Here is a 24,133-nt window from a genome sequence, read left to right as displayed (position 1 = left end):
GCGGACACTTTGCTACATGAAAATTGAGCAAAAAGGGAGAAGAAAGACAGTTATGAAACGTAAGATTGCTTTGGTTTGCGCCGCCGCCATGGCCCTGAGCCTGGCCGCCTGCGGCAACACCGCTTCCACCACCTCCGACAGCACCGCTTCCGAGAGCACTGCTTCCGAAAGCAGCGCCACCGCTGAAGCCGCCGGAGAGGAAGCCGCTGCCAGCGATTTTGACAACACCCAGGCCATCACCGTCATCACCCGTGAGGAAGGCTCCGGCACCCGCGGCGCCTTCATCGAACTGACCGGCGTGGAAGAAAAGAACGATGCCGGCGAAAAGGTGGACAACACCTCCGCCGGTGCCGCCACCCAGAACTCCACCAACGGCGTCATGACCACCGTGGCCAACGATGAGACCGCCATCGGTTACATCAGCCTGGGCAGCCTGAACGACACCGTCAAGGCCGTCACCGTGGGCGGCGTGGCCGCTTCCGCCGACACCGTCAAGGACGGCACCTACACCCTGGCCCGTCCCTTCAACATCGTCACCAACGGCGATGCTACCGACCCCGTGGCCGTGGACTTCATCAACTACTGCATGAGCGCTGACGGTCAGGCCCTGGCCACCGAGGATGGCTACATCGGTTCCGACGATGCCGCCGCCTTCGAGAGCACCCAGCCTTCCGGCAGCATCACCGTGGGCGGTTCTTCCTCCGTCAGCCCCCTGATGGAAAAGCTCATCGAAGCCTATGAGGGTGTGAACCCCAACGCCAGCATCGAGCTGCTGACCACCGACTCCACCGTCGGCGTCTCCGGCGCCCTGGACGGCACCTACACCATCGGCATGGCTTCCCGTGAACTGAAGGATTCCGAGGTGGAAGCCGGCGCCAAGGCCACCGTGCTGGCCATGGACGGCATCGCGGTGGTCGTCAACCCCGCCAACCCCATCGAGGACCTGACCATCGACCAGATCAAGAGCATCTACACCGGTGAGACCACCACCTGGGACGCCATCCAGTAATCAAAACTCTGTAAAAGCGAATGGCCGTTGCCGCCCATCAAGCAGCGGCCATTCTTTTGGTAAAAAAACGAACCCCCTGACGGACCCCAAGGGTCCGCCCCCAAACAGGATTGGAGTATAGGAAAATGAGTACGAGAGCATCCAACACAAAAGAAGTGGTGATGAAATGGGTCTTCACCGCCTGCGCCTGCATCTCGATTCTGGCGGTGGCCCTCATCTGCATCTTTCTGTTTGCCAACGGTCTGCCCACCCTCTTCAAGATCGGACCCCTGAAGTTCCTTCTGGGCACCACCTGGAAACCGGGCAATGACATCTACGGCATCCTGCCCATGATCCTGGGCAGCATCTATGTCACCGCCGGCGCCATCGTGGTGGGCGTGCCCATCGGTCTGCTCACCGCCATCTACATGAGCCGCTTCGCCTCCAAGCGCATCAACAAGGTGCTGCTGCCCGCCGTTCAGCTGCTGGCCGGCATCCCCTCGGTGGTGTACGGCTTCTTCGGCATGGTGGTGCTGGTACCGGCCATCCAGGCAGTGCTGAAAACCGACTTCGTGCGCAAGACCCTGCACATCACCAACGGCAAGGGCATGAGCCTGTTCACCGCCAGCCTTCTGCTGGGCATCATGATCCTGCCCACCATCATCACGGTGAGCAAGACCAGTCTGGACGCCGTGCCCCAGAGCTACTACGAAGGCAGTCTGGCCCTGGGCGCCACCCATGAGCGCAGCGTCTTTTTCACCGTGCTGCCCGCCGCCAAGAGCGGCGTGCTGTCGGCGGTGATCCTGGGCATCGGCCGCGCCATCGGCGAGACCATGGCTGTGGTCATGGTGGCCGGCAACCAGACCTGGATGCCCCAGGGCCTGTTCCAGGGCCTGCGCACCATGACGAGCAACATCGTCATTGAGATGGGCTATGCCGCCGACCTGCACCGGGAAGCGCTGATCGCCACCGGCGTCGTGCTCTTCGTGTTCATTCTGCTCATCAACGTGAGCTTCAGTCTTGTGAAGGAGAGGGAGAAAAATGCCTGAGTCCACCATTACCACCGGGGCTCATACCGATGAATACAGCGCTTCCGGCGCACGGCTGGTGCCCCCGGCCAAAAACCGTGAAAACCGTATGTCTGCCCGCGTCTGGGCCCTGGTCATGCGCTGGCTGGTCCGGCTGGCGGCCCTGATCACCGTGGCCGTGCTGGTCTTTTTGATCGGCTACATCCTGGTCATGGGCATCCCCAACCTCAAGCCCAGCCTCTTCGAGTGGGAATACAACTCCGAAAACGTTTCCCTCATGCCGGCGCTCATCAACACCATCCTGATGACCGGCTTCTCCCTGCTCATCGCCACCCCCCTGGGCATCTTCGCCGCCGTCTGGCTGGTGGAGTACGCCAAGCGGGGCAATAAACTGGTCAAGCTCGTCCGTCTGACCACCGAGACTTTGCAGGGCATCCCCTCCATCGTCTATGGTCTGTTCGGCATGCTGTTCTTCGTCACCCAGCTCAAGTGGGGCTACTCCCTCATCGCCGGCGCCTTCACCCTGTCCATCATGGTGCTGCCGGTCATCATGCGCACCACCGAGGAAGCCCTGCTGGCTGTGCCCGATTCCTACCGGGAAGGCAGCTTCGGCCTGGGCGCCGGCAAGCTGCGCACCGTCTTCAGCATCGTGCTGCCCTCCGCCATGCCCGGCATCCTGTCCGGCGTCATCCTGGCTGTGGGCCGTATCGTGGGTGAGACCGCTGCCCTGATCTACACCGCCAGCACCGTGGCGGCCATCCCCACCAGCGTCTTCAGCTCCACCCGCACCCTGGCCGTGCACATGTATATGCTTTCCAACGAAGGCCTGCATGTGGGCGAGACCTACGGCACCGCCGTGGTGCTGCTGGTCCTGGTCCTGGCCATCAACAGCCTGTCCGGCTTTGTGGCAAGCAAACTTGCGAAAGGAAATTGAGTGACGATGAATAAATTTGAAGTCTCCAACATGGATCTGTACTACGGCAACTTCCATGCGCTGAAAAACATCAATATCTCCATCCCCGAAAAAGAGATCACCGCCTTTATCGGACCTTCCGGCTGCGGCAAGTCCACCTTTCTCAAGAGCCTGAACCGGATGAACGACCTGGTGGAAGGCTGCCGCATCTCCGGCGACATCAAACTGGACGGGGTGGACATCTACAAGGACAAGATGGACGTGAACGTCCTGCGCAAGCGGGTGGGCATGGTCTTTCAGAAGCCCAACCCCTTCCCCATGAGCATCTACGATAACATCGCCTACGGCCCCCGCACCCACGGCATCCGCAGCAAGGCCCAGCTGGACGAGATCGTGGAAAAGAGCCTGCGGGGCGCCGCCATCTGGGACGAGGTGAAGGACCGGCTGAACAAGAGCGCCCTGGGTATGTCCGGCGGCCAGCAGCAGCGTCTTTGCATCGCCCGTGCCCTGGCCGTGGAGCCCGAAGTGCTGTTGATGGACGAACCCACCAGCGCCCTGGACCCCATCTCCACCTCCAAGGTGGAGGAGCTGGCCATGGACCTGAAGAAGGACTACACCATCATCATCGTCACCCACAACATGCAGCAGGCGGCCCGTATCTCGGACAAGACGGCCTTCTTCCTGCTGGGTGAACTGGTGGAGATGGGCCCCACCGAGCAGGTCTTTGCCACGCCTGTGGACAAACGCACCGAAGATTACATTTCCGGCCGTTTCGGCTGATAAAGGGGGAGATACCATATGCCTACCAGCAGCCGCAAGATTTACGACGAAGAGCTGTTGCAGCTGGATACCATGCTGGCCCGGATGGGCCATTCGGCGGGCGGCGCCATCGAGAGCGCCCTCACCGCCCTCAAGACCGGGGACATCGAACTGGCCCGCAGCGTCATTGCCCGGGACAGTGAGATCGACGCCGCCGAGCACGAGGTGGAACACCGCTGCCTGACCCTGTTTTTGCGCCAGCAGCCGGTGGCCAGCGATCTGCGCAAGGTGTCCACCGCCCTGAAGATGGTCACCGACATCGAGCGCATCGCCGACCAGGCCTCCGACATTGCAGAAATCATCCTGCACCTGCATGTGGACACCGCGTCCACCGTGGGCGTCATGGAGGACATCTACCGCATGGGCGACCTGGTGCTCCGGATGGTCAAGCAGGCCATCGGCGCCTATGTGCAGGTGGACCTGGCCAGCGCTGCCGAGGTCATTGCCAAGGACGACGTGGCGGATGCTTCCTTCAACCGCATCAGCGGCGAGATCGCCCACTACATTGCCGACCACCCCGACGAGGCCCAGACCGCCCTGGACCTGTTCATGATCACCAAGTATCTGGAACGCCTGGGCGACCATGCGGTGAACGTGGCCGAATGGGTGGAGTTCCTCAAGACCGGCGTGCACAAATCCCGCAAGATCGTGTGATACGCCCTGACAGTACCATTCTCTTATTTTTCCTATACCAACCGGGACGGGACTTTGCGCATGCAAGGTCCCGTTCCGGCTTTCTGCGTGCAAAAGCCTTGTGATTTTTTGTGAAGTTGAGTATACTGGAACCAGATGAACACCGAAAGGGGGAACCTGAATGGAAGAACAGAACCAACACGGCGCAGGGGATCACCGCACCCTGCTGATTGTGGATGATGATGAATTCAACCGTGCGATTTTGGATAATCTGTTCACACCCTACTACACCATCCGGGAGGCGGAGAACGGCCGGCAGGGGCTGGATGCCATTCTGGCGGGCCCCGATGCCTTCAGCGCCGTGCTGCTGGATGTGGTCATGCCCGAGATGGACGGCCTGCAGGTGCTGCAGCATCTGAGCCGGGAAGGGCTTCTGCAGAAGCTGCCGGTCTTTCTCATCACCGCCGAAGCCCGGGACGAAGTCATGCGGGAAGCCTACCGCCTGGGGGTCATGGACGTGATCAGCAAACCGGTGGTGCCCTATGTGGTGCTGCGCCGGGTGCAGTCGGTGGTGGAACTGTTTGAGGCCCGCCGCCGCCTGAGCAATACGGTGGAAAGCCAGCAGTCGGAACTCATGCGCCGGGCCGAACAGATCGCCGAGCTGAACATGGGCATGCTGGAAGCCCTGTCCACCGCCATTGAGTTCCGGGACGGGGAGTCCGGCGAACACGTCCGCCGCATTCACGACATCACCAAGACCATGCTCACCGATACCCGGCTGGGACAGGGCATCACCCCCGCCGAGATCGAGCTCATCGCCACCGCATCCATCATGCACGACGTGGGCAAGATCGCCATTCCGGATGCCATCCTGAACAAGCCCGGAAAGCTCACCCCCGAAGAGTATGAGATCATGAAGACCCATACCATCCGGGGGGCGGAGATGCTGCAGCGCATCCCCCAGCTGCGGGACAACGAAGCCTATCCCTACGCCTACGACATCGCCCGCCACCACCATGAACGGTGGGACGGCCGGGGGTATCCCGACGGACTCAAGGGCGACGAGATCTCCGTCTGGGCCCAGGTGGTGTCCCTGGCGGACGTGTACGACGCGTTGAGCTGCAAGCGGGTATACAAGAAAGCCTTTGACCGGGCCACGGTGCTGGAAATGATCCGCACCGGCCAGTGCGGGGTGTTCAACCCGGCACTGCTGGAGGCCTTTTTCGCGGTGGAACCCAAGCTGCACCGCCTGTATGAGACCAACAAGGAGGATTGACCATGGACTCTGTGCGCAGACAGCGTCTGATGGACGCGGGTATCGATGTGGACAGCGCCCTGGGGCGCTTTATGAACAACGAGGCTCTGCTGGAAAAATTTCTGGCCAAATTCCCGGCGGACCCCAACCACGGGCGTCTGGTGGCCGCCATTGCGGCGGGGGACCGGGAGGCAGCCCTGACCGCCGCCCATACCATGAAGGGGGTGTGCGGCAATTTGTCCATGCCGGCCCTGTTTGAACTTCTGACCCGCCAGGTGGCGGCGTTCCGGGCGGATGACTGGGACGGCGCCGTGGCCATGATGCCGGAGCTGGACCGTCTGTACGACGGTCTGTGCACGGCCATTGCCCTATGAGCGCCCGGTTGAACGCCGCCCCGGGCCGGGTGCCGAATGAACTGCGCCGGATGGTGCAGTCACTGGCCGACACCGGCCGCGGCGCCATTGTGGCGGTGGACGGGCGCTGCGGCAGCGGCAAGACTGCCCTGGGTACGGCCCTGGGCCGGGTCTTCGGCTGCCCGGTGGTGCATACCGACGACTATTATCTGCCTTTTGCCCGCCGGTCCCAGAACTGGCAGGCAACCCCGGCGGCCAACATGGACTTTGCCCGCCTGCGGGCCGAGGTGCTGGACCCCCTGCGGGAGGGCCGGGACGGCGTGTACCGCCCCTATGACTGCCACGCAGACTGCTTTGAGGCCGAGATCCCGGTGCCGGCCGGCAGCCTGCTGGTGCTGGAGGGCAGTTACAGCCACCATCCCATTCTGGGCGGGTACGACCTGACGGTTTTTGTGACCTGCCCGCCTGCCTGCCAGGAACAGCGGCTGCGCCTGCGGGAAGGGGAACACTATGACATGTTCCGCAGCTGCTGGATCCCCCTGGAGGAAGGGTACTTCCGGGTGTTCGACATCCAGAACAAGGCCGACTGCGTGGTGGATACCGACACCACCGGCCAGTGAGCAAGAAATACGGAAAATGCGGGCCCGCCGGCAACGGCGGGCCTTTTTGCGGCCCGTTTCCATCGAAAAACGAAAAAGATTTATTGAAAAACGATAAAAAACACTTGCAAAACGATATGGACTGTGGTATGGTAAGGCTAAGCTGAAGACAGAAAGGGGAACTTTGTATGCCGGATAAGACCCCCGCCCCCGGGCGGGACAAAAGCATTGCCCTGAGCCAGTTCAGTACCCTGTGCATGGGGCTGATCTGCCTGTTCATGGTGGGGTGCGGTCCGCAGCTGGTGAACTGGGCCCTGCGGGACTACACCGGCAGCGCCGCCCTGGGCGCATTGCGCGCGGGGCTGCTGGGGCTGGGCTATGTGTGCGCGGCGCTGGCCTTTGCCACCCTGTACAACCTGTACCGGTTCCTGGGCCGGGTGCAGCAGGGGGCCGTCTTTGTGCGGGCCAATGTCACCGCCTTATGGCGCATCAGCTGGTGCTGTGCGGGGGCGGCCTTCCTGTGCGTTCCCACGGGATTGGCCCTGCGTCTGCCCTTCGTCTTTTCCCTGGGGCTGTGCGCCGGATTCATGGCGCTGATCGTCCGGGTCATCATGAATGCCTTCCGTCAGGCGGTGGACATGAAGGACGAACTGGACCTGACGGTGTAAAAGGAGAAGACGGATGTCCATTTATGTGAATCTGGATGTGATGATGGCCCGCCGCCACATGGGCGCAGGAGAACTGGCCGACAAGATCGGCATCACACCGGCCAATCTGTCCATCCTGAAAAACAACAAGGCCAAGGCGGTGCGCTTTTCCACCCTGGAAGCCCTGTGCCGGGTACTGGACTGCCAGCCCGGAGACCTGCTGGAATACCGGCCCGATGACGGGGCCGAACCACACTGAAATATACAGAGGGTAATATTATGCAAAATGATTACAAAGAGGGCGCGGGGCGTCCCCTCTATTCAAGTGCGCCCCAAAATCTGCCCGCGGTGGCCGGAACGGCCTTTCCCCCTCTGCCCGGAAGCCCTCTGGTGTGGGGCGCGGCGGCGGTGCTCAGCTATCCGCTGGCCTGGTACTACACCAGACATGTGCTCATGGGCTCCATGCGGGGGCCCGCCTATATTGTCTTTGCGGTGCTGTTCCTGCTGGGGGTGGAACTGTTCAGCCGGGGCATGGGCCGCAGGGGAAACCGGGAGACCTGGTTCTGGGCGGCCTGCTGGCTGGCCCAGAGTGCGGCCCTGGGGGCGTACGGCCCCCACGCCGATGTTCTGGCCCCCTGGCAGACGCTGGTGTGGCATCTGACCGCGGTGTATTGTGTGCTTTGCCGCACCGGCATGCAGGCCGCCGGCAAGGCCAACGCCATGGTGGCGGTGGATGGAATGACCGGGGTGTTTGTGCTGCCCTGGACCGGATTCTTCCTGCGGCTGCGGTCCCTGTGGGCCGGGGGCAAGGCCTGCCTGAAAGGCCGGGTGCGCTCCCGCCGCCGGATCCTGGAAGTCCTGGCCGGGGTGGTGCTGGCCCTGGTGCTGGCCTGGTATGCGGCCGCCCAGCTCTCCGCGGCGGATGCCGCTTTCGGACGGCTGGTGCAGGACCTGCTGCGGCCGCTGGACTGGAAACTGGACGGGATGGATGCCGTGGCCCTGGTCCTGTCCATCCCGGTGGGCATGTGGCTCTTCGGGCTGGTGGGCGGCGGACTGCGCCGCAGCGCCCCGCCCCTGACCGAGTCCGCCTTCTACCGCACCCTGGGTCTGGCACCCCGGCTGCCCGCCGTCACCGCCAACCTGGCGGTGGGGGCCCTGTGCGCCGTGTATGCCCTCTTCTTCGGGGTGCAGTGCGCCGAGTTCGCCGCCGCCCTGGGGGCGCCTCTGCCGCTGGAAGCGGCGGAGGCCTCCCGGTTTGCGGTGGAAGGCTTCTGGGAACTGTGCCGGGTGCTGGTGCTGGACTTCGGGGTGCTGGCCGCCCTGCATTTCCTTGGCCCCGCCCCGGTGGACCGCCCCGGCCGACGGCGGATCCTGCTCACGGTGTTCTGCGTCTTCGGGCTGGGATTCGTGGGTCTGGCCGCCGCCAAGCTGGGGGTATACGTCCGGCTGTGGGGCCTGACGCCCCGGCGGGTCATCTCCGCTTGGTGTCTGGCAGTGCTGGGGCTGGCCGCCGTGCTGGCCCTGCTGCGGCTGTGGCGCAGACTGCCGGCGGTGCGCATCTGGGTGCTGGCGGCGGCGGTGAGCTTCTGCGTGCTCTGCGGTACCGATATGGAGAATCTCTGCATGCGGGACCACCTGGACCGGGTCCGAACGGGCACGGCAGCCGAGATCGACTGGTACCTGCTGGACGACTGTACCCGCAGCCGCCCTGATCTGGCCGCTGCCCTGGAGGAGGCGCTCCTGTCCATGGATCTGAACCCGGAACAACAGTGGGAGATGCAGACCTACGCCTGGATCTGGGAATAAAAGCCGCAAGACCCCCGTGCGCTGCCTTCGGGCAGAACACGGGGGTTTTGTTTTTATCTGTGCTTTTTGCGGCGGTACAGCGTCCGTCCCGCCAGGGCGGCCAGGGTGACCGCCGAGACCAGGTCGGCGGCCAGCCAGCGCTTGGGTTCCCGCCAGGTCACGGTGACGGTGCCTTCAAATCCGGCAGGCACCGCCAGCCCCACCAGACCCTGCTCCGACGGGTAGAGGGTGCCGGTGTCGGTTTGATAGCCGGGATAATACAGCAAAGGCAGGTCCACAAACCCTTCCCCGTCCCCGGTGGAACAGGTGATGGTGGTGGTGCGGCCGTCCCGCAAAATCTCCTCCACCTGGATGCCGGCCGGCTGGGCGGCGGCAAAGCCCAGGCCTTCCGGCACGGCGCCCCGGGGCAGATACAGGTCATCCATGGGCCAGACCTGATTGGAATTGTCCAGCACCAGCCACTGGGAGGGATCCCCCAGATAGCTGTCGGTGTCCAGGGATACATGGTCGGGGAAAAACTGCAGGCAGAACAGCAGGGTCAGGCCCAGCAGGGCCGCGCCGGCACCCCGGGCGGCCGAGGCCCTGCCCGCCTGCCTCAGTCCCTGCACCGCCCAGCCGGAGGCCAGGGCCAGCGCAAAGGCCGCCAGACCCAGGAACCGCCAGGGAAACTGGATGGAGCCCAGCAGGGTCCCCAGCACCGGCAGGCGGGTCACCGTCTGCCAGGGGAAAAGGTCGGTGCTGGCAAAGAGGGAAAAGGCGCCCACCGCCAGAGCACACAGGCCGGCGGTGCGGGCCGGACCGGGGGCGGGCGGGAACAGCAGGTACACGGCCAGGAGCAGCGCCCCGCCCAGGGGCAGGGCCAGCCCGCAGACGGCGGTTTCGCCCCGGGTCAGCAGCTGGGCCAGCGTCAGCCCGGGCGCGTCCAGGCCGCCGCTTTTCTGGGACAGCCGGCTCCCGGCCATGCTCACAAAGGGCACCAGGAACCACAGGTTCACCAGGATGCAGACCCCGGCGGCCTTGCCCCATTCCAGCAGAACGCGGCGGCGGAAGGTCCGGCGCCACAGGGCCAGTACCAGGCACAGCACCAGAAGGGTGGTGAGGATCAGGGTGATGATGTGGGTCTGCAGCAGGCCGCCGAATCCCACGGCCAGCAGGACCCAGGCACGGCCCCGGCCGGTGTACAGCCGCCACAGGCCCAGGGCGATGAGGGGCAGAAAGAGCAGGGCGGTGTATTCGCCCACGGCCGCCCGCACATACAGGCAGACCAGCCGGTAGGGGGACAGCAGATACAGGGCGGCGCCCAGCAGCGCCGGTCCGCGGCGGCCGAAGATCTCCCGCAGGCAGCGGTAGCTCACCAGGGCGGTGGCCAGGGTAATGGCCCAGATATATCCCTGGTAGCACAGACGCAGATCCAGCCCCAGCAGGCGCAGCAGCGCCGCCGGATACAGCAGCAGCTCCCCGTAGTACAGGGAGGGCGCATACCCGTACCCGCTCTTCACCTCATGGTACAGCCGCACCGGGAACTCGCCCCCGGCCAGACTGTCCGCAATGCCCTGGATGCGCTGCAGATGGAAGTACAGGTCATGGCCCCCTATGGCCCCGTTGTTCTGCAAGAGGGGCAGGCAGGCCAGGACCACCATACCCCCGAGCCCCAGAAGGGCCGCCCGGGTTGGGACCGGCACCGCCAGGGGACTGGAAGGCAGCAGCGCCGCCAGCAGAAGGTCGGCTGCCAGCAGGCCCAGGGCCAGCCCCGCCGCCAACAGCAGCATCAGGGCCCGGTTGGGGGCCAGGGAAAGGCTTTCCAGATAAAACACCGCGCCGTTGTGCCGCAGAAGCAGGCGGGCGTCGGTGCTGTGCCCGCCCACACACAGATCCAGGGTCTGGCTGTCTGCACCGGGGTCCAGATGTCCCTCATAGGTGTACACGGTGCCGGATTGCTCGGTGTAGGAACTCAGGCTGGGAACGGCGATCTTTCCGTCGTCATTCACCCAGGCCTGGGCCCGGTAGCGCACGGTGATCCGGTAATACCCGGCGGGCAGGTCCAGCATCGGGGTGGAAAACAGGGTCTCCGCCGGGGCCTGTCCCGGAGTGCCGTTGCCGGTACGGCCCGCTTCGTCGGTGGACAGGGCTGCCTCCACGGCCCAGTTTTCCAGGTCGGCGGGGGCAAAGGTACAGGCGGGCAGGGGGCGCAGCGCCCCGTAAAAGGCCACCACCAGCAGCAGAAGTTCCGCTGCCAGCAGGACCAGAAGGGCGGGCCGGCGGCGCACCCGGGCCGCCACACCGGCGGCCGGCAGATTGGACGGCATAGGCCGCCTCCTTTCAACTGATTTTGGTCAGGGTCACTTCCTGCAGGCGCAGGGAGCGGTCGTCCAGGGTATGAACGGCAAACTCCCATCCCGGGGCGTTGGTCCCCAGGTCAAACTGGAAGGACACCACCTGGGCGCTGCCTTCCAGAAATACGATGTCCAGAGCCTGATACGGCTGCTTTTCCAGGTGATAACCGCTGCGCACATAGCAGTGGTCCAGCCCTTCGCCCCGGATGGTACAGACATACCGCCCGGGCAGCAGGGTCCAGCCGGCCCCGGAAACACTCTCCCCGCCGGCCAGGGTGATGCCGCCGTCGGCATCATGGGTGCTGGAAGAGCCTTCCGCAAATCCCAGGGTGTCCAGGTCCACGGCCACCGTGCCGGAGGCTGCCTCGGCGGGCGGCAGGGGCAGCTCTTCCAGGCTGCCCACCAGCACCCCGTCCAGGCGGTAGTAATGCAGGTCATACAGACCCCGGCGCAGCTCGTCCCCCTTGCTGGAAAAAACGTACAGGGTGGCGGGCTGGAGGGTGTCCATCTGGGCGGGGATGCTGTCGGCGGCGGTGACGGTGTCCATATGGGCCAGATAGAAGCTGTTCATGGTCCAGTCATTTTCCGCCGCCAGCGCCGCGCATCCCCAGAAGGTGGAGGAGGACCAGTCCAGCGAAGCAAAGGACAGGTGCTCGATCAGGCCGCTGTCCGCCACGGCCTGCCACCCCGGGTCCCGCAGGGGAGAGGTGTAGGTGTAGCGGGCATCGCTGCGGTAATTGGCGGCGGTGGCGGTCAGGGAGGGCCACTGGGAGGCCGCCTGTACGGCCAGACAGACCGCCAGCAGGGCCAGGGCGGAGCGGGGTTCGCAGACCCGCAGCAGCAGACCGGCCCCCAGCACCAGGAGCAGCATGCCCAGCAGCCATGCCAGTCGGGCGCAGGAGGAAAACATGGACCAGAGGGTGAGCAGGGGTCCGGGCATGGGCCAGGTGAACAGGGTGTGCCCCGCAAAGGTCACGGTGTCGGACATGGCCGCAAAGGCACTGAGCAGACCGATGACCAGCGCCGACACGGCCCAGGGGGCGATGCGGCGCCGGAGGGCGGGCTTGTCCTTCCGGCGGACAAAGGCGATCAGCCCCGCCGTCAGGGCCAGGGCGCAGAGCAGTACCCCGCCCAGGCCGATATAGACGTAGGATTCAAAGCCGTCATCAAAACCGGGCACAAAAAGATCGGCCAGGTCGGCTCCGTTGAGCCAGCCCGCCGAAGTGCCGGAATAGTTGCCGGAAAAAGCGCCCAGCAGGAACAGTTCCCCCAGGGCGGCGGCGCAGAAGGACAGGATGGGCAGCAGCGCATAGGCCGCACCCCGGCGGCGCAGCAGCGCCGCCACGGCACAGCCCACGGCCACAATGCCCATCATGGGCAGATAGTACAGGTGGGTCCCGGCACCCAGCAGACCCAGCAGGGCCCACCAGAGGCAGGCCCGCAGGGTGGTGCGGCACAGGGTACCGGCAAAGGCCCACAGGCACAGGGCAGCCAGCACCAGCCAGGTGCCGGCCAGGGCGGTGTGGGCGAACATGCGGATGCGCAGGGCGGGAAACAGCAGCAGCACCCCCGCCCCCGCCAGGGCGGCGGCATGGGCGGTGTGGGTGCGGGCGCCGCCCACACGGGCGATCAGGCATTGGCCCAGGGCCCCCTGCAGCACAAAGCACAGCAGCCCCCACCAGCCGAAATACTGGAAGGTATCGGGCAGGAGCGGGCTGAGCAGCTTGAAAAACACCGCGAACAAGGGCAGGGAATCGGTGTACAGCACGCTGACCCGGTGGGGATAGATGGTGGCATAGGACATGCCCAGGTAGGGCAGATGCCAGTCACTGTGGCGGTACTGCACCCATCCCAGATAATGCTGGGCGGGGTCCGCCCCGGCCTGCAGCATCCAACCGGCGTCGGTGGGGTCCAGCACCCGCACGCCGTACAGGGCCAGAAAAACAGCGGCGCCCAGCAGGGCGCCGGCCAGCGCCCAGGCCCGGGCGCGGCAATGGGGTGTACAGCGGGCCATCACCGTTCAAAGGTGGTGTACAGGGTGGTGGACCAGGTCTCGCCCTCTTCCAGGCTGGCGGCACAGGGGCGCTGGTCCCAGTCGATGGGGCCGTTCTCCTCCCCGGGCAGGCTCTGCCAGGGCTCGATGCAGACGAACCGCACCGGCTTGGCCTTGGCGGACCAGATCAGCACATAGGGATATCCCTCAATGTTGCAGGAAACCATCCGGCCGGTGTCCTTTTCCACAATGGCCAGGTTGGCGCTGCGCAGGTTTACCATGCAGAAGCTGTCGTTCTGGAACAGGTCGTCGGTGAGGGGGATGGCCTTGGTGTTGCGGGCCAGATAGTAGAACTCCCGCCCGTTGAGCAGACCGTTGGGCAGGCTGCTGATGCACAGGGGGCTTTCCAGCTCGCTGAACCGGAATTCGTAGTCGGTGGTGGTGTGCTTGTCGTCAAAGGGGATGGCAAAGGCCGGATGATACCCGATGCCGAACCGCAGCTGGTCCTCCACCGGGTTGTCCACCGTCAGGGTGTGGCCCACGGTCTTGCCGTTGAGGGTGAAGGTGGAGCGCAGGACAAAGGCATAGGGCCATTTCTTCAGGGTCTCGGCATTGGCGTGCAGCTCAAACACCAGGGTGTCGTCGGTCCGGTTGACCAGGGTGTGTTCCACGTCCCGGGCAAAGCCGTGCTGGCCGCCGGTGTACTCCATCCCCTTGGCCAGCATCTTGCCGCCGGTCAGCTTGCCGGTGTAGGGGAACAGGATGGGCGCGTGGCGGGCCCAGACGGACGGGTCGGCCTGCCAGAGCATCTCGGCTCCGGTCTGCTTGTTGATGACGCTGACAGCCTCGGCACCGTGGGTGTCCACGGTCAGGCGGATGAATTCGTTTTCAATGGTATGGCGCATTTCAGGATACCCCCCAAGGATTTGTTTCCTTCAGTATAGCGCAAACCCGGAAAAATGGGAAGGGCACCGCCCTGTTTTTTCCGCCGCGGGGGCACAGGGGTGCGGGGAAAAACATATTTTGTTGGCAGGGAGGTGTTACCTATGCCGATTGGCAGTATTTGGATCGCCGCGGCCCTGGCCGAACAGGCCGCGCCGCTGGCGGGGGTGCGGGTGACCGTTCTGGACGAGACCGGGGTGGTCGTGGCCCGCCTGGAAACCGACGAAAACGGCACCGCCGTACAGACGGGGCTGGCCGCCCCCGACCGTTCCTACAGTCTGGACGAGGGGAACACGTCGGTGCGGCCTTACGCCGTGTATGACCTGGTGGCCGAAAAGGAAGGCTGGCAGACGGTGCGTCTGAGCGGCGTGCAGGTGTTCGACGGACAGGAGACGGTGGCGCGGCTGCAGTTCCTGCCCGCCGATGCCGCGGTGGCCACCGCGGGCATTGCGGCGGAAAACAATGTGACCATTCCGCCCCATCCCCTGTTTTCGGGGCGGGGCGGCAGCGGTCCGGCCCCGGCGGGAAACTGCCCCCAGGGCAGGGTGCTCACCGAGGTGGTGGTGCCCAAGACCATCACGGTGCATCTGGGCCGCCCCACCGAGACCGCCCGCAATGTGACGGTGCCCTTTCAGGAATATATCGCCACCGTGGCCTCCGGCGAGGTCTATCCCACCTGGGCGGGACGCTGCTTTCCACGCCGCACCGGTTAAAAATCCCAGCGGATCTCGATGGGGCGGGCCCCGCCATCCGGCGGGTACACCAGGATCTGCCGGATGGTCAGGCTGACCAGGGCCCGGTCCAGCACGGGCAGGGCGGCGGCTTCCCGCAGTCGGGCCTGCAGAGCGGCCCGGGCGGCTGCGGCGTCGGGAGCGGATTCCAGCGCCTGCAGGCGCTCCTGCAGCCGGGAACTCTCCTGCCGCAGACGGCGGTTCAGGGCCAGGAACTGGCTTTCCTCCAACAGGCCGCTGCATTTGTCCAGGTAAAGGCTTTCCAGGGCGGCGTCCCGGCGGGCCAGCTCTGCCCGCAGCCGGGAACACTCCCCCTGTCGGGCGGCCTGCTCCCGGTCGGCGGGGAGCAGGGCCGGGTCCTGGGGCTGCAGAAAAGGGCCCAGCTGCCGGCGCAGGGCTTCCAGCACCGCCTGTTCCAGCGCCGCCGCGGGCAGGTACGGCTGGCCGGGACACAGATGCTTGTCGGCCAGGGCGGTGCGGCAGCGGAAATACCGGGGCCGCCGGCCGTCCTTCCCTGTGCGGCCGGAACCGGTCTGCTCCATCACCCGGCCGCACAGACCGCAGACCACCTTGCCCGCCAGGGGATGGACCTGGCCGCCGGTGCCGCTGCGGGCCCGACCATGCAGCATCTGCTGGACCCGCTGGAAATCGGCGGGGTCAATGATGGCTTCATGGGTGTGGGGGACCACGATCCAGTCCTGGCGGGGCAGCCAGACGGTCCGGCGGGACTTGTAGCTCACCCGCCGGTGCCGCCCCTGCTCCAGGTCCCCGGCGTAGGTGCGGGTGGTCAAAAGCCGGTGGACGGTGGCCTTGGTCCAGCTCTGCCCGGAAGCTTCGCCATTATAATAAGGTACGGTTCCTTTTTGCAGGCGGTAGCGCCCCGGCGGCAGGATGCCCTCGGCATTGAGCAGGCGGGCGATGCGGGTGGTGCCATATCCGGCCAGATACAGCCCGAAGATCCGCCGCACCACCCCGGCGGCTTCCGGGTCGATGACCAGACGGTTGTGGTCGGCCGGGTCCTTGGCATACCCGTACAGCGCAAAGGCGCCGATGTACTGCCCCGCCTGCCGCTTGTGGGTGAGCACCGAGCGGACGTTGGCGGACAGGTCTTCCAGATACCACTCGTTGATGAGGCCGTTGATCTGCCGGCTTTTCTTGCCGGCGGCGTCGGCGGTGTCCACATGGTCCACCACCGCAATGAACCGGATGCCCCACAAAGGAAACAACCCGTGCAGGTATTTTTCCACCAGCTCCATATCCCGGGTGAAGCGGGACTGGGTCTTGACCAGGATCACATCGAATTCCCCCGCCCGGGCGGCCGACAGCAGCCGGTTGAATCCGGGGCGGCCGCGGTCAATGCCGGAGTAGTCCTCGTCGGTATAGATGCCCGTCACCTCGTAGCCCTGCTGTCGGGCGTAGTCCAGCAGCATGGCGCGCTGGTTCTGGATGCTTTCGGATTCCCGGGGACCGTCGGGCAGGGCTTCGTCCTCCTTGCTCAGGCGGCAGTAGATGGCGGCCCTCATCCCCGGACCTGCCGGACAACGGTGCGCAGCCAGGATTCTGCCAGCCGGCACAGGGTGCGGCGGCGCTGGGACAGATCGGCGGTGAGAAATACTTCCCGTATGGACAGCGGCGGCTGTTTCATGAAAGGACCTCCTTCCGGAAAATAGCAGGTGCGGTCCCTTTATGGGTATGCAGGCCGAGGGGCCGCCCATGCGTGCGGGACGGTCCACAGCACAAAATTTCCGCCCGCGGCGAACGGAAATGGACCTGTTTTGGACAGAAAACGGAAAAAGTTTGAAAAAAGAGCCGGCTTTTCTATTCTCGCAGGGGTTTTGTGACCAAATTGTGACCGGCGGGGTGTATGATAGGAGCATAAAGTCATGAATTGTCCTCTGATGAGGCAATTAGTGAAGGGTGCTGTGCACCCGGAAAGGAGAACTATATGGACAAGTTATGGTTCAAGGCACGCCGCGTGATCAGCGTACTGCTGGTCTTTGCGATGCTGGCTTCCCTGACTCCGGTCCAGGCCTTCGCCGTGGATGAGGGCACAACTGATGTGCCGTCTGAAACGCAGGTCGTGGAGCAAGAGCCGGCGTCTACGGAAGGCGGCGATGCCGATGGTGAGGATGGTCAGAAAACCGATCCTCCTCAGAATGAAACAGGAAGCGAGGACTCCGTCATTTTGGAGAACAATGACGAGGGAACCCCGACAGACCCTGCGCAGGAGTCTGGGACGCCCACCGAGGAACCCGCTGCCACGCCTGAAGTGGTAGCGACCCCGGAGCCGACGGCTGTCCCCACACCGGAGGCTACCCCTGAAGTGGTGGCCACTCCGGACCCGACGGCTGCGCCGACCGCGGAACCTGAGAAGACTGAAGAGAAGCAGGCTGAGGAAGCGCCCGCAAATGAGATGGATGCAGCGGGGCTGTCGGATGAAGCGGAGCCGGAGACCCCTGCCACGGTGGAAAGCGTGTCCACCCAGGCGGGCAGTGTTACCGCTACGGTCACCGCGACCCTGCCGGCGGAGGCAGCTCTCACCATGACCGAGACCGAGCTGACGAACGATCAGCTGACGGCTGTGGAGAAAGCCCTGCCCGAAAACACCGAAATCGTGGAGCTGCAGGCCTGGGATATCGCCCTGACCGGCGCTGAATTGGAAGACAAGGTCCCTGTTGCCATCACCGGTACCGATCTGGAAGCCGGCGACGGTTACTTTGTCGCGCACATCAACAGCGATAACACGGTGGATACCGGCTCCTACGCGGATGGTGTGGCCACTGTCTCCGTGTCCTCTTTCAGCCCCTTTGTGGTGGCATCTACCAAGAAGGTGGAAGAAGAGCCTGAAGCGACCCCCACGCCTACACCCACCTCTGCACCGCTGATGAGCTTCTTCTCGCAGAACGGCCTCAATGACGCCGCCAATGCGCCGAGTGTATTGGCAAATGGCCAAGTTATTCAGGTTGATGTTGGGGAAACTATCACAGTTACAGGAACGAGTTCGGGCTATACCAACTATTGGTACACCCAGAATAATAACAGTCAAGATGATACAAAATACATTACTGTTTCTGGGTCCGGATCTTCGGTTAGTGTTACTGGTAATGCAGCGGGTACAACTAAACTGATTCATCAATATAGGGGATGGTCTACTAAAACTGAAACCTTCACTATTGAGGTAAGTGAAGCCCCGAATACTGTTGTAACAGCCTACTTCTATGCGGTCCGCCCGGATAAAGATCCGGCAGATACCGGAAATGGTAGCTTCTTCTACATTGGAGATGGCCAGTTGGATGTTTCCGGACTGAGCTTGGCAAATGGTGAAAATACAACCAGTATTGGCAACCGTGTCGTGAAGGGACCTGATGAAGCTACTGCCAAGGAAAGAATTGCCCAGATTTATGGTGAAGACCCGGATGATGTTAACATCTCGTATACTTATTACAAAATTGGTCATGTAAAGGGTGCTCCGGGATTTAATGCCGACAACCCGGATGCCAGTGGAAGCGACTTGGTTGAGGGCGCGTTCTGTTATCATGTGGATATGAACGTGGACATTGTGACGAAGCAAAAGACCACCTATTATTTCTATTTGAAAGACGCAGGCAGTAGCGATTTCGGCTCTGCTGTTAAGCAAGGGTGGGTTGAGATCGGCACTACTGTTGAGGCTCCGTCGTATCCAAGTGAAAAAACTGTTAATGGCGTAAAGTATGTCTTCAGCGGATGGTATACTGACGACGAATTTACTCAAAAAGCTACTGATTTTACAATTACGGCTAACAATAATAGATTCTATGCGAGCTATACACCGGTTCCAGAAAAATTCACCGTGACCTGGATGAGCCAGGACGGCCAGACGCAGCTGGAACAAGATATCGACGTCACATACGGCAGCCAGCCGGAGTACAACAGCGACGAGCCGACGAAGGCCTCCGACGCACAGTATGACTACCAGTTTGCTGGCTGGGCAACGAGCGCAGACCAGGAGAGCGGTACAGCTGCGGAAGAACTGCCGACGGTAGATGGCAACGAAGTCTACTATGCAGCATTCAGCAAGACGGTCCGCAGCGACTACACCGTGACCTGGATGAGCCAGGACGGCCAGACGCAGCTGGAACAAGATATCGACGTCACATACGGCAGCCAGCCGGAGTACAACAGTGACGAGCCGACGAAGGCCTCCGACGCACAGTATGACTACCAGTTTGCTGGCTGGGCAACGAGTGCAGACCAGGAGAGCGGTACAGCTGCGGAAGAACTGCCGACAGTAGATGGCAACGAAGTCTACTATGCAGCATTCAGCAAGACGGTCCGCAGCGACTACACCGTGACCTGGATGAGCCAGGACGGCCAGACGCAGCTGGAACAAGATATCGACGTCACATACGGCAGCCAGCCGGAGTACAACAGTGACGAGCCGACGAAGGCCTCCGACGCACAGTATGACTACCAGTTTGCTGGCTGGGCAACGAGTGCAGACCAGGAGAGCGGTACAGCTGCGGAAGAACTGCCGACAGTAGATGGCAACGAAGTCTACTATGCAGCATTCAGCAAGACGGTCCGCAGCGACTACACCGTGACCTGGATGAGCCAGGACGGCCAGACGCAGCTGGAACAAGATATCGACGTCACATACGGCAGCCAGCCGGAGTACAACAGCGACGAGCCGACGAAGGCCTCCGACGCACAGTATGACTACCAGTTTGCTGGCTGGGCAACGAGCGCAGACCAGGAGAGCGGTACAGCTGCGGAAGAACTGCCGACGGTAGATGGCAACGAAGTCTACTATGCAGCATTCAGCAAGACGGTCCGCAGCGACTACACCGTGACCTGGATGAGCCAGGACGGCCAGATGCAGCTGGAACAAGATATCGACGTCACATACGGCAGCCAGCCGGAGTACAACAGTGACGAGCCGACGAAGGCCTCCGACGCACAGTATGACTACCAGTTTGCTGGCTGGGCAACGAGCGCAGACCAGGAGAGCGGTACAGCTGCGGAAGAACTGCCGACGGTAGATGGCAACGAAGTCTACTATGCAGCATTCAGCAAGACGGTCCGCAGCGACTACACCGTGACCTGGATGAGCCAGGACGGCCAGACGCAGCTGGAACAAGATATCGACGTCACATACGGCAGCCAGCCGGAGTACAACAGTGACGAGCCGACGAAGGCCTCCGACGCACAGTATGACTACCAGTTTGCTGGCTGGGCAACGAGTGCAGACCAGGAGAGCGGTACAGCTGCGGAAGAACTGCCGACAGTAGATGGCAACGAAGTCTACTATGCAGCATTCAGCAAGACGGTCCGCAGCGACTACACCGTGACCTGGATGAGCCAGGACGGCCAGACGCAGCTGGAACAAGATATCGACGTCACATACGGCAGCCAGCCGGAGTACAACAGCGACGAGCCGACGAAGGCCTCCGACGCACAGTATGACTACCAGTTTGCTGGCTGGGCAACGAGCGCAGACCAGGAGAGCGGTACAGCTGCGGAAGAACTGCCGACGGTAGATGGCAACGAAGTCTACTATGCAGCATTCAGCAAGACGGTCCGCAGCGACTACACCGTGACCTGGATGAGCCAGGACGGCCAGATGCAGCTGGAACAAGATATCGACGTCACATACGGCAGCCAGCCGGAGTACAACAGTGACGAGCCGACGAAGGCCTCCGACGCACAGTATGACTACCAGTTTGCTGGCTGGGCAACGAGCGCAGACCAGGAGAGCGGTACAGCTGCGGAAGAACTGCCGACGGTAGATGGCAACGAAGTCTACTATGCAGCATTCAGCAAGACGGTCCGCAGCGACTACACCGTGACCTGGATGAGCCAGGACGGCCAGACGCAGCTGGAACAAGATATCGACGTCACATACGGCAGCCAGCCGGAGTACAACAGTGACGAGCCGACGAAGGCCTCCGACGCACAGTATGACTACCAGTTTGCTGGCTGGGCAACGAGTGCAGACCAGGAGAGCGGTACAGCTGCGGAAGAACTGCCGACAGTAGATGGCAACGAAGTCTACTATGCAGCATTCAGCAAGACGGTCCGCAGCGACTACACCGTGACCTGGATGAGCCAGGACGGCCAGACGCAGCTGGAACAAGATATCGACGTCACATACGGCAGCCAGCCGGAGTACAACAGCGACGAGCCGACGAAGGCCTCCGACGCACAGTATGACTACCAGTTTGCTGGCTGGGCAACGAGCGCAGACCAGGAGAGCGGTACAGCTGCGGAAGAACTGCCGACGGTAGATGGCAACGAAGTCTACTATGCAGCATTCAGCAAGACGGTCCGCAGCGACTACACCGTGACCTGGATGAGCCAGGACGGCCAGACGCAGCTGGAACAAGATATCGACGTCACATACGGCAGCCAGCCGGAGTACAACAGTGACGAGCCGACGAAGGCCTCCGACGCACAGTATGACTACCAGTTTGCTGGCTGGGCAACGAGCGCAGACCAGGAGAGCGGTACAGCTGCGGAAGAACTGCCGACGGTAGATGGCAACGAAGTCTACTATGCAGCATTCAGCAAGACGGTCCGCAGCGACTACACCGTGACCTGGATGAGCCAGGACGGCCAGACGCAGCTGGAACAAGATATCGACGTCACATACGGCAGCCAGCCGGAGTACAACAGCGACGAGCCGACGAAGGCCTCCGACGCACAGTATGACTACCAGTTTGCTGGCTGGGCAACGAGCGCAGACCAGGAGAGCGGTACAGCTGCGGAAGAACTGCCGACGGTAGATGGCAACGAAGTCTACTATGCAGCATTCAGCAAGACGGTCCGCAGCGACTACACCGTGACCTGGATGAGCCAGGACGGCCAGACGCAGCTGGAACAAGATATCGACGTCACATACGGCAGCCAGCCGGAGTACAACAGTGACGAGCCGACGAAGGCCTCCGACGCACAGTATGACTACCAGTTTGCTGGCTGGGCAACGAGTGCAGACCAGGAGAGCGGTACAGCTGCGGAAGAACTGCCGACAGTAGATGGCAACGAAGTCTACTATGCAGCATTCAGCAAGACGGTCCGTCAGTACACCTATACCATTCAGTATGTATATCTTGATCGTTATGGCCAGGTTTACGGGACAGATAAAGAAAATGGTGCGGCTGTTGACTATGGGACGGCTTTGAGCGAACTGATTCAGTTGCAGAAGCAGAAACAGTATGACAACAAGACTTTTATCTATCTCGAGGATGACGCCGGAACTCGGACAATTACTGAAAATGTTGATGCTAATGTGATTACCATTAAGTACGACATTGACGACATTGGTAAGGATTATAACGAGAATGATCCGGATGGTACTGCCGATAAGGACCAAATCGTATTTACCTATCAGGTAAACAACGATAAAGCGGGTACCGTTAGCAAGACCCGGGAAGTCGTTAAAAAGGGTGCGGACGATACGGCATTGGCTCCCGCAGCTGAGGCAAAAGTGATCAAAGGTCAGCCGTATGTATTTGATTACTGGACCCGCAGCACGGATCAGGAAGAAGACTATAATGCAAAAATGAAGTCCTTCGCTGCCGATGCCTACGGTCAGGATGTAACCTTCATTGCTCACTTTGCCGAAGACAAGAAGGGCGGTGGCCCGGATGGCGGTAGTGGCGACGGTGTGCCTGACTATGCTCAGATTGTTCTGACGTACAAGAGCAATGATGAGAGCATCGGCACGGTTACCATTCAGTCTGAGACGTTTACCTTTAAGCGTGCCGGCGGGCATGTCATTGAAGAAATGACGGCGACTCCTGGTGGCAAGAATGACGGCAAAAAACCTGCTGTTACTCTCCAAAAGCCTGGTTACGTCGCCGACTACTGGTCTGATGGCAGAAACGCCGAAAATGTCGTGGCGTATGGTGAATCTCAGCCGATGTTCGAAAAGAGCTACACCCAGGATACCACGTTCACCGTTTTCTTTGCAGAAGATGTGAAGGGTGGCGGCGATGACGGCGAAGAGCCGGATGGTATCCCTGATAAGGATCAGGTTAAGGTTACCTTCGACGTTGTCAACGGCACCTGGACGGAAGGCGGCAATGGTCAGAAGTTCGCTTGGCTGGTTCTGCGCGACGAAAACGGCAACCGGTCTGAAAATGGCAGCGCTGTCGCTACCATGCCCGGAACCACTCCCATTAATGGTTACAGCAATGGTGTTTGGAGCCCTGCCGATACCAAGGTTACCAAGGACAGCGTGCACGCATTTGTCTGCACATACAGCATCCGCACCGACCTGAGCTACACGGTCCGTTATCTGGAAGACGGTACCGCCCGTGAGCTGAATGGTGCGAAGGTTGTGGGCGGCCAGACCTTTGGCGCTACGGTGACCGAGAGTGCCATCAACATCCCCGGCTACACCATGACCAGCGACAAGAACCCGCAGAGCATCACCATCGGCACCGGCGAAAACGTCATCACCTTCTACTACAAGGAAATTGGTCCTGACGTTGAACCCACCCCGACGGAGACTCCCACCACGCCTACGATTCCGACCACGCCCACTACGCCCACCACTCCGGCTGGGCCCACCACGCCCACCGTGCCCGCGACCGGCGGTCCTTCTGTGACGGCCGCACCGGAAGCCACGCAGGCGCCCGCTGAGGAAGAGATCCAGGAAGAGGAAACTCCGCTGGCTCCCGAAGCAGGTGAGGGCGAAGAAGAAACCATCGGCGAAGGCGAGACCCCGCTGGCTGGCGGCAACGCGGCCTGGGCTCTGCTGAACCTGATCCTGACCATCCTGACGGCCCTTGGCAGCCTGATTCTGCTGATCGGTTATTTCATCGGCAGAAATCGTCGGGAAGAGGAAGATGAGACCACCGGCGAGACCCGGACTGAATATGAGGTCAACAGACATGGATTCTGGCGCCTCGTCAGCCTGATCCCCGGCATCGGTGCCATCATCGTCTTCATCCTGACCGAGGATATGAGCCTGCCCATGGTCTTCGTGGACAAGTGGACTCTGCTGATGGTCATCATCGCAGTGATCCAGATCGTCATCGCGGTTCTGAGCATGCGCAATCGCGAAGAGCCCGATGAAGATGATCAGGCGAATGCTTGATGCATCGCGCAATC

General features: G+C 62.3%; 18 protein-coding genes. 13 read left to right on the top strand and 5 right to left on the bottom strand.

Annotation, left to right across the window (positions count from 1 at the left end; all coding sequences use genetic code 11):
• Positions 1 to 52 precede the first annotated feature (52 nt).
• The 11 genes from AC127K_RS05995 to AC127K_RS05945 all read left to right on the top strand — a co-directional run bounded on the left by AC127K_RS05995 (position 53) and on the right by AC127K_RS05945 (position 9,041).
• The gene (locus tag AC127K_RS05995; RefSeq protein ID WP_483721942.1) at positions 53 to 1,009 is read left to right on the top strand and encodes a substrate-binding domain-containing protein; all 957 of its coding nucleotides are present in this window, start codon (positions 53 to 55) and stop codon (positions 1,007 to 1,009) included.
• A 125-nt stretch (positions 1,010 to 1,134) separates the two neighbouring features.
• Positions 1,135 to 2,037, top strand: coding sequence for a phosphate ABC transporter permease subunit PstC (gene pstC / locus AC127K_RS05990; protein WP_483721941.1), 903 nt, complete (start codon positions 1,135 to 1,137; stop codon positions 2,035 to 2,037).
• An 88-nt stretch (positions 2,038 to 2,125) separates the two neighbouring features.
• Entirely contained in the window at positions 2,126 to 2,950 is an 825-nt protein-coding gene (gene pstA / locus AC127K_RS05985) for a phosphate ABC transporter permease PstA (protein WP_483722174.1), read from the top strand.
• A gap of 6 nt (positions 2,951 to 2,956) precedes the next feature.
• Positions 2,957 to 3,709: a phosphate ABC transporter ATP-binding protein PstB gene (gene pstB, locus AC127K_RS05980; RefSeq protein WP_483721940.1), complete on the top strand. Its 753-nt coding sequence runs from the start codon at positions 2,957 to 2,959 to the stop codon at positions 3,707 to 3,709.
• Positions 3,710 to 3,727: 18 nt separating this feature from the next.
• Positions 3,728 to 4,402: a phosphate signaling complex protein PhoU gene (gene phoU / locus AC127K_RS05975; RefSeq protein WP_483721939.1), complete on the top strand. Its 675-nt coding sequence runs from the start codon at positions 3,728 to 3,730 to the stop codon at positions 4,400 to 4,402.
• A gap of 160 nt (positions 4,403 to 4,562) precedes the next feature.
• Positions 4,563 to 5,657: an HD domain-containing phosphohydrolase gene (locus tag AC127K_RS05970; protein WP_483721938.1), complete on the top strand. Its 1,095-nt coding sequence runs from the start codon at positions 4,563 to 4,565 to the stop codon at positions 5,655 to 5,657.
• A gap of 2 nt (positions 5,658 to 5,659) precedes the next feature.
• Positions 5,660 to 6,010: an Hpt domain-containing protein gene (locus tag AC127K_RS05965; protein WP_483721937.1), complete on the top strand. Its 351-nt coding sequence runs from the start codon at positions 5,660 to 5,662 to the stop codon at positions 6,008 to 6,010.
• Positions 6,007 to 6,609 (top strand): uridine kinase family protein, encoded by a 603-nt coding sequence (locus tag AC127K_RS05960; protein WP_483721936.1) that lies wholly within the window; start codon positions 6,007 to 6,009, stop codon positions 6,607 to 6,609. Before AC127K_RS05965 ends, AC127K_RS05960 begins: the two co-directional genes overlap by 4 nt.
• A gap of 167 nt (positions 6,610 to 6,776) precedes the next feature.
• Positions 6,777 to 7,256 (top strand): DUF2975 domain-containing protein, encoded by a 480-nt coding sequence (locus AC127K_RS05955; protein ID WP_483721935.1) that lies wholly within the window; start codon positions 6,777 to 6,779, stop codon positions 7,254 to 7,256.
• 13 nt (positions 7,257 to 7,269) lie between these two features.
• Positions 7,270 to 7,494 (top strand): helix-turn-helix domain-containing protein, encoded by a 225-nt coding sequence (locus AC127K_RS05950; protein ID WP_294542116.1) that lies wholly within the window; start codon positions 7,270 to 7,272, stop codon positions 7,492 to 7,494.
• Positions 7,495 to 7,514: 20 nt separating this feature from the next.
• The gene (locus AC127K_RS05945) at positions 7,515 to 9,041 is read left to right on the top strand and encodes a DUF4153 domain-containing protein (RefSeq protein WP_483721934.1); all 1,527 of its coding nucleotides are present in this window, start codon (positions 7,515 to 7,517) and stop codon (positions 9,039 to 9,041) included.
• 53 nt (positions 9,042 to 9,094) lie between these two features.
• On the opposite strand, the gene AC127K_RS05940 is transcribed toward AC127K_RS05945, so the two are convergent.
• From AC127K_RS05940 to AC127K_RS05930, 3 genes are read right to left on the bottom strand one after another with little or no spacing between them, the layout of a single operon-like run.
• Positions 9,095 to 11,347 carry a hypothetical protein gene (locus AC127K_RS05940; protein ID WP_483721933.1) on the bottom strand — a complete coding sequence of 751 codons (2,253 nt, stop codon included), beginning with the start codon at positions 11,345 to 11,347 and terminating at the stop codon, positions 9,095 to 9,097.
• Between the two features lie 13 nt (positions 11,348 to 11,360).
• Positions 11,361 to 13,388, bottom strand: coding sequence for a DUF6311 domain-containing protein (locus AC127K_RS05935; protein WP_483721932.1), 2,028 nt, complete (start codon positions 13,386 to 13,388; stop codon positions 11,361 to 11,363).
• Positions 13,388 to 14,272: an aldose 1-epimerase family protein gene (locus AC127K_RS05930; RefSeq protein ID WP_294542124.1), complete on the bottom strand. Its 885-nt coding sequence runs from the start codon at positions 14,270 to 14,272 to the stop codon at positions 13,388 to 13,390. Before AC127K_RS05930 ends, AC127K_RS05935 begins: the two co-directional genes overlap by 1 nt.
• Before the next feature lie 141 nt (positions 14,273 to 14,413).
• Here AC127K_RS05930 and AC127K_RS05925 point away from each other — a divergent pair, with 141 nt between their 5' ends.
• Entirely contained in the window at positions 14,414 to 15,022 is a 609-nt protein-coding gene (locus AC127K_RS05925) for a hypothetical protein (protein WP_483721931.1), read from the top strand.
• Here the strand turns inward: AC127K_RS05925 and AC127K_RS05920 are convergent.
• Both AC127K_RS05920 and AC127K_RS05915 read right to left on the bottom strand, forming a co-directional pair.
• Complete coding sequence (locus AC127K_RS05920) at positions 15,019 to 16,563, bottom strand: recombinase family protein (RefSeq protein ID WP_483721930.1); 1,545 nt, start codon at positions 16,561 to 16,563, stop codon at positions 15,019 to 15,021. The two genes, AC127K_RS05925 and AC127K_RS05920, sit on opposite strands and share 4 nt — an antisense overlap.
• Positions 16,560 to 16,685, bottom strand: coding sequence for a hypothetical protein (locus tag AC127K_RS05915; protein WP_294542132.1), 126 nt, complete (start codon positions 16,683 to 16,685; stop codon positions 16,560 to 16,562). The genes AC127K_RS05920 and AC127K_RS05915 overlap by 4 nt, the downstream gene beginning before the upstream one ends.
• Before the next feature lie 300 nt (positions 16,686 to 16,985).
• Here AC127K_RS05915 and AC127K_RS05910 point away from each other — a divergent pair, with 300 nt between their 5' ends.
• A complete protein-coding gene (locus AC127K_RS05910; RefSeq protein ID WP_483721929.1) occupies positions 16,986 to 24,119 on the top strand; it encodes an FILTED domain-containing surface protein in 7,134 nt (2,377 codons plus the stop codon).
• The last annotated feature ends 14 nt before the right edge of the window (positions 24,120 to 24,133 follow it).

Source organism: Subdoligranulum sp. DSM 23681, from assembly GCF_057005535.1.
Note: the sequence above shows the minus strand (reverse complement) of the source record. Positions and strands in the feature narration are given on the sequence as shown.

What these genes read in the sequence shown, in the direction of transcription:
- AC127K_RS05995 (WP_483721942.1), top strand. Translation starts at nt 53, where the DNA reads ATGAAACGTAAGATTGCTTTGGTTTGCGCCGCCGCCATGGCCCTGAGC.
- pstC (WP_483721941.1), top strand. Translation starts at nt 1,135, where the DNA reads ATGAGTACGAGAGCATCCAACACAAAAGAAGTGGTGATGAAATGGGTC.
- pstA (WP_483722174.1), top strand. Translation starts at nt 2,126, where the DNA reads ATGTCTGCCCGCGTCTGGGCCCTGGTCATGCGCTGGCTGGTCCGGCTG.
- pstB (WP_483721940.1), top strand. Translation starts at nt 2,957, where the DNA reads ATGAATAAATTTGAAGTCTCCAACATGGATCTGTACTACGGCAACTTC.
- phoU (WP_483721939.1), top strand. Translation starts at nt 3,728, where the DNA reads ATGCCTACCAGCAGCCGCAAGATTTACGACGAAGAGCTGTTGCAGCTG.
- AC127K_RS05970 (WP_483721938.1), top strand. Translation starts at nt 4,563, where the DNA reads ATGGAAGAACAGAACCAACACGGCGCAGGGGATCACCGCACCCTGCTG.
- AC127K_RS05965 (WP_483721937.1), top strand. Translation starts at nt 5,660, where the DNA reads ATGGACTCTGTGCGCAGACAGCGTCTGATGGACGCGGGTATCGATGTG.
- AC127K_RS05960 (WP_483721936.1), top strand. Translation starts at nt 6,007, where the DNA reads ATGAGCGCCCGGTTGAACGCCGCCCCGGGCCGGGTGCCGAATGAACTG.
- AC127K_RS05955 (WP_483721935.1), top strand. Translation starts at nt 6,777, where the DNA reads ATGCCGGATAAGACCCCCGCCCCCGGGCGGGACAAAAGCATTGCCCTG.
- AC127K_RS05950 (WP_294542116.1), top strand. Translation starts at nt 7,270, where the DNA reads ATGTCCATTTATGTGAATCTGGATGTGATGATGGCCCGCCGCCACATG.
- AC127K_RS05945 (WP_483721934.1), top strand. Translation starts at nt 7,515, where the DNA reads ATGCAAAATGATTACAAAGAGGGCGCGGGGCGTCCCCTCTATTCAAGT.
- AC127K_RS05940 (WP_483721933.1), bottom strand. Translation starts at nt 11,347, where the DNA reads ATGCCGTCCAATCTGCCGGCCGCCGGTGTGGCGGCCCGGGTGCGCCGC.
- AC127K_RS05935 (WP_483721932.1), bottom strand. Translation starts at nt 13,388, where the DNA reads ATGGCCCGCTGTACACCCCATTGCCGCGCCCGGGCCTGGGCGCTGGCC.
- AC127K_RS05930 (WP_294542124.1), bottom strand. Translation starts at nt 14,272, where the DNA reads ATGCGCCATACCATTGAAAACGAATTCATCCGCCTGACCGTGGACACC.
- AC127K_RS05925 (WP_483721931.1), top strand. Translation starts at nt 14,414, where the DNA reads ATGCCGATTGGCAGTATTTGGATCGCCGCGGCCCTGGCCGAACAGGCC.
- AC127K_RS05920 (WP_483721930.1), bottom strand. Translation starts at nt 16,563, where the DNA reads ATGAGGGCCGCCATCTACTGCCGCCTGAGCAAGGAGGACGAAGCCCTG.
- AC127K_RS05915 (WP_294542132.1), bottom strand. Translation starts at nt 16,685, where the DNA reads ATGAAACAGCCGCCGCTGTCCATACGGGAAGTATTTCTCACCGCCGAT.
- AC127K_RS05910 (WP_483721929.1), top strand. Translation starts at nt 16,986, where the DNA reads ATGGACAAGTTATGGTTCAAGGCACGCCGCGTGATCAGCGTACTGCTG.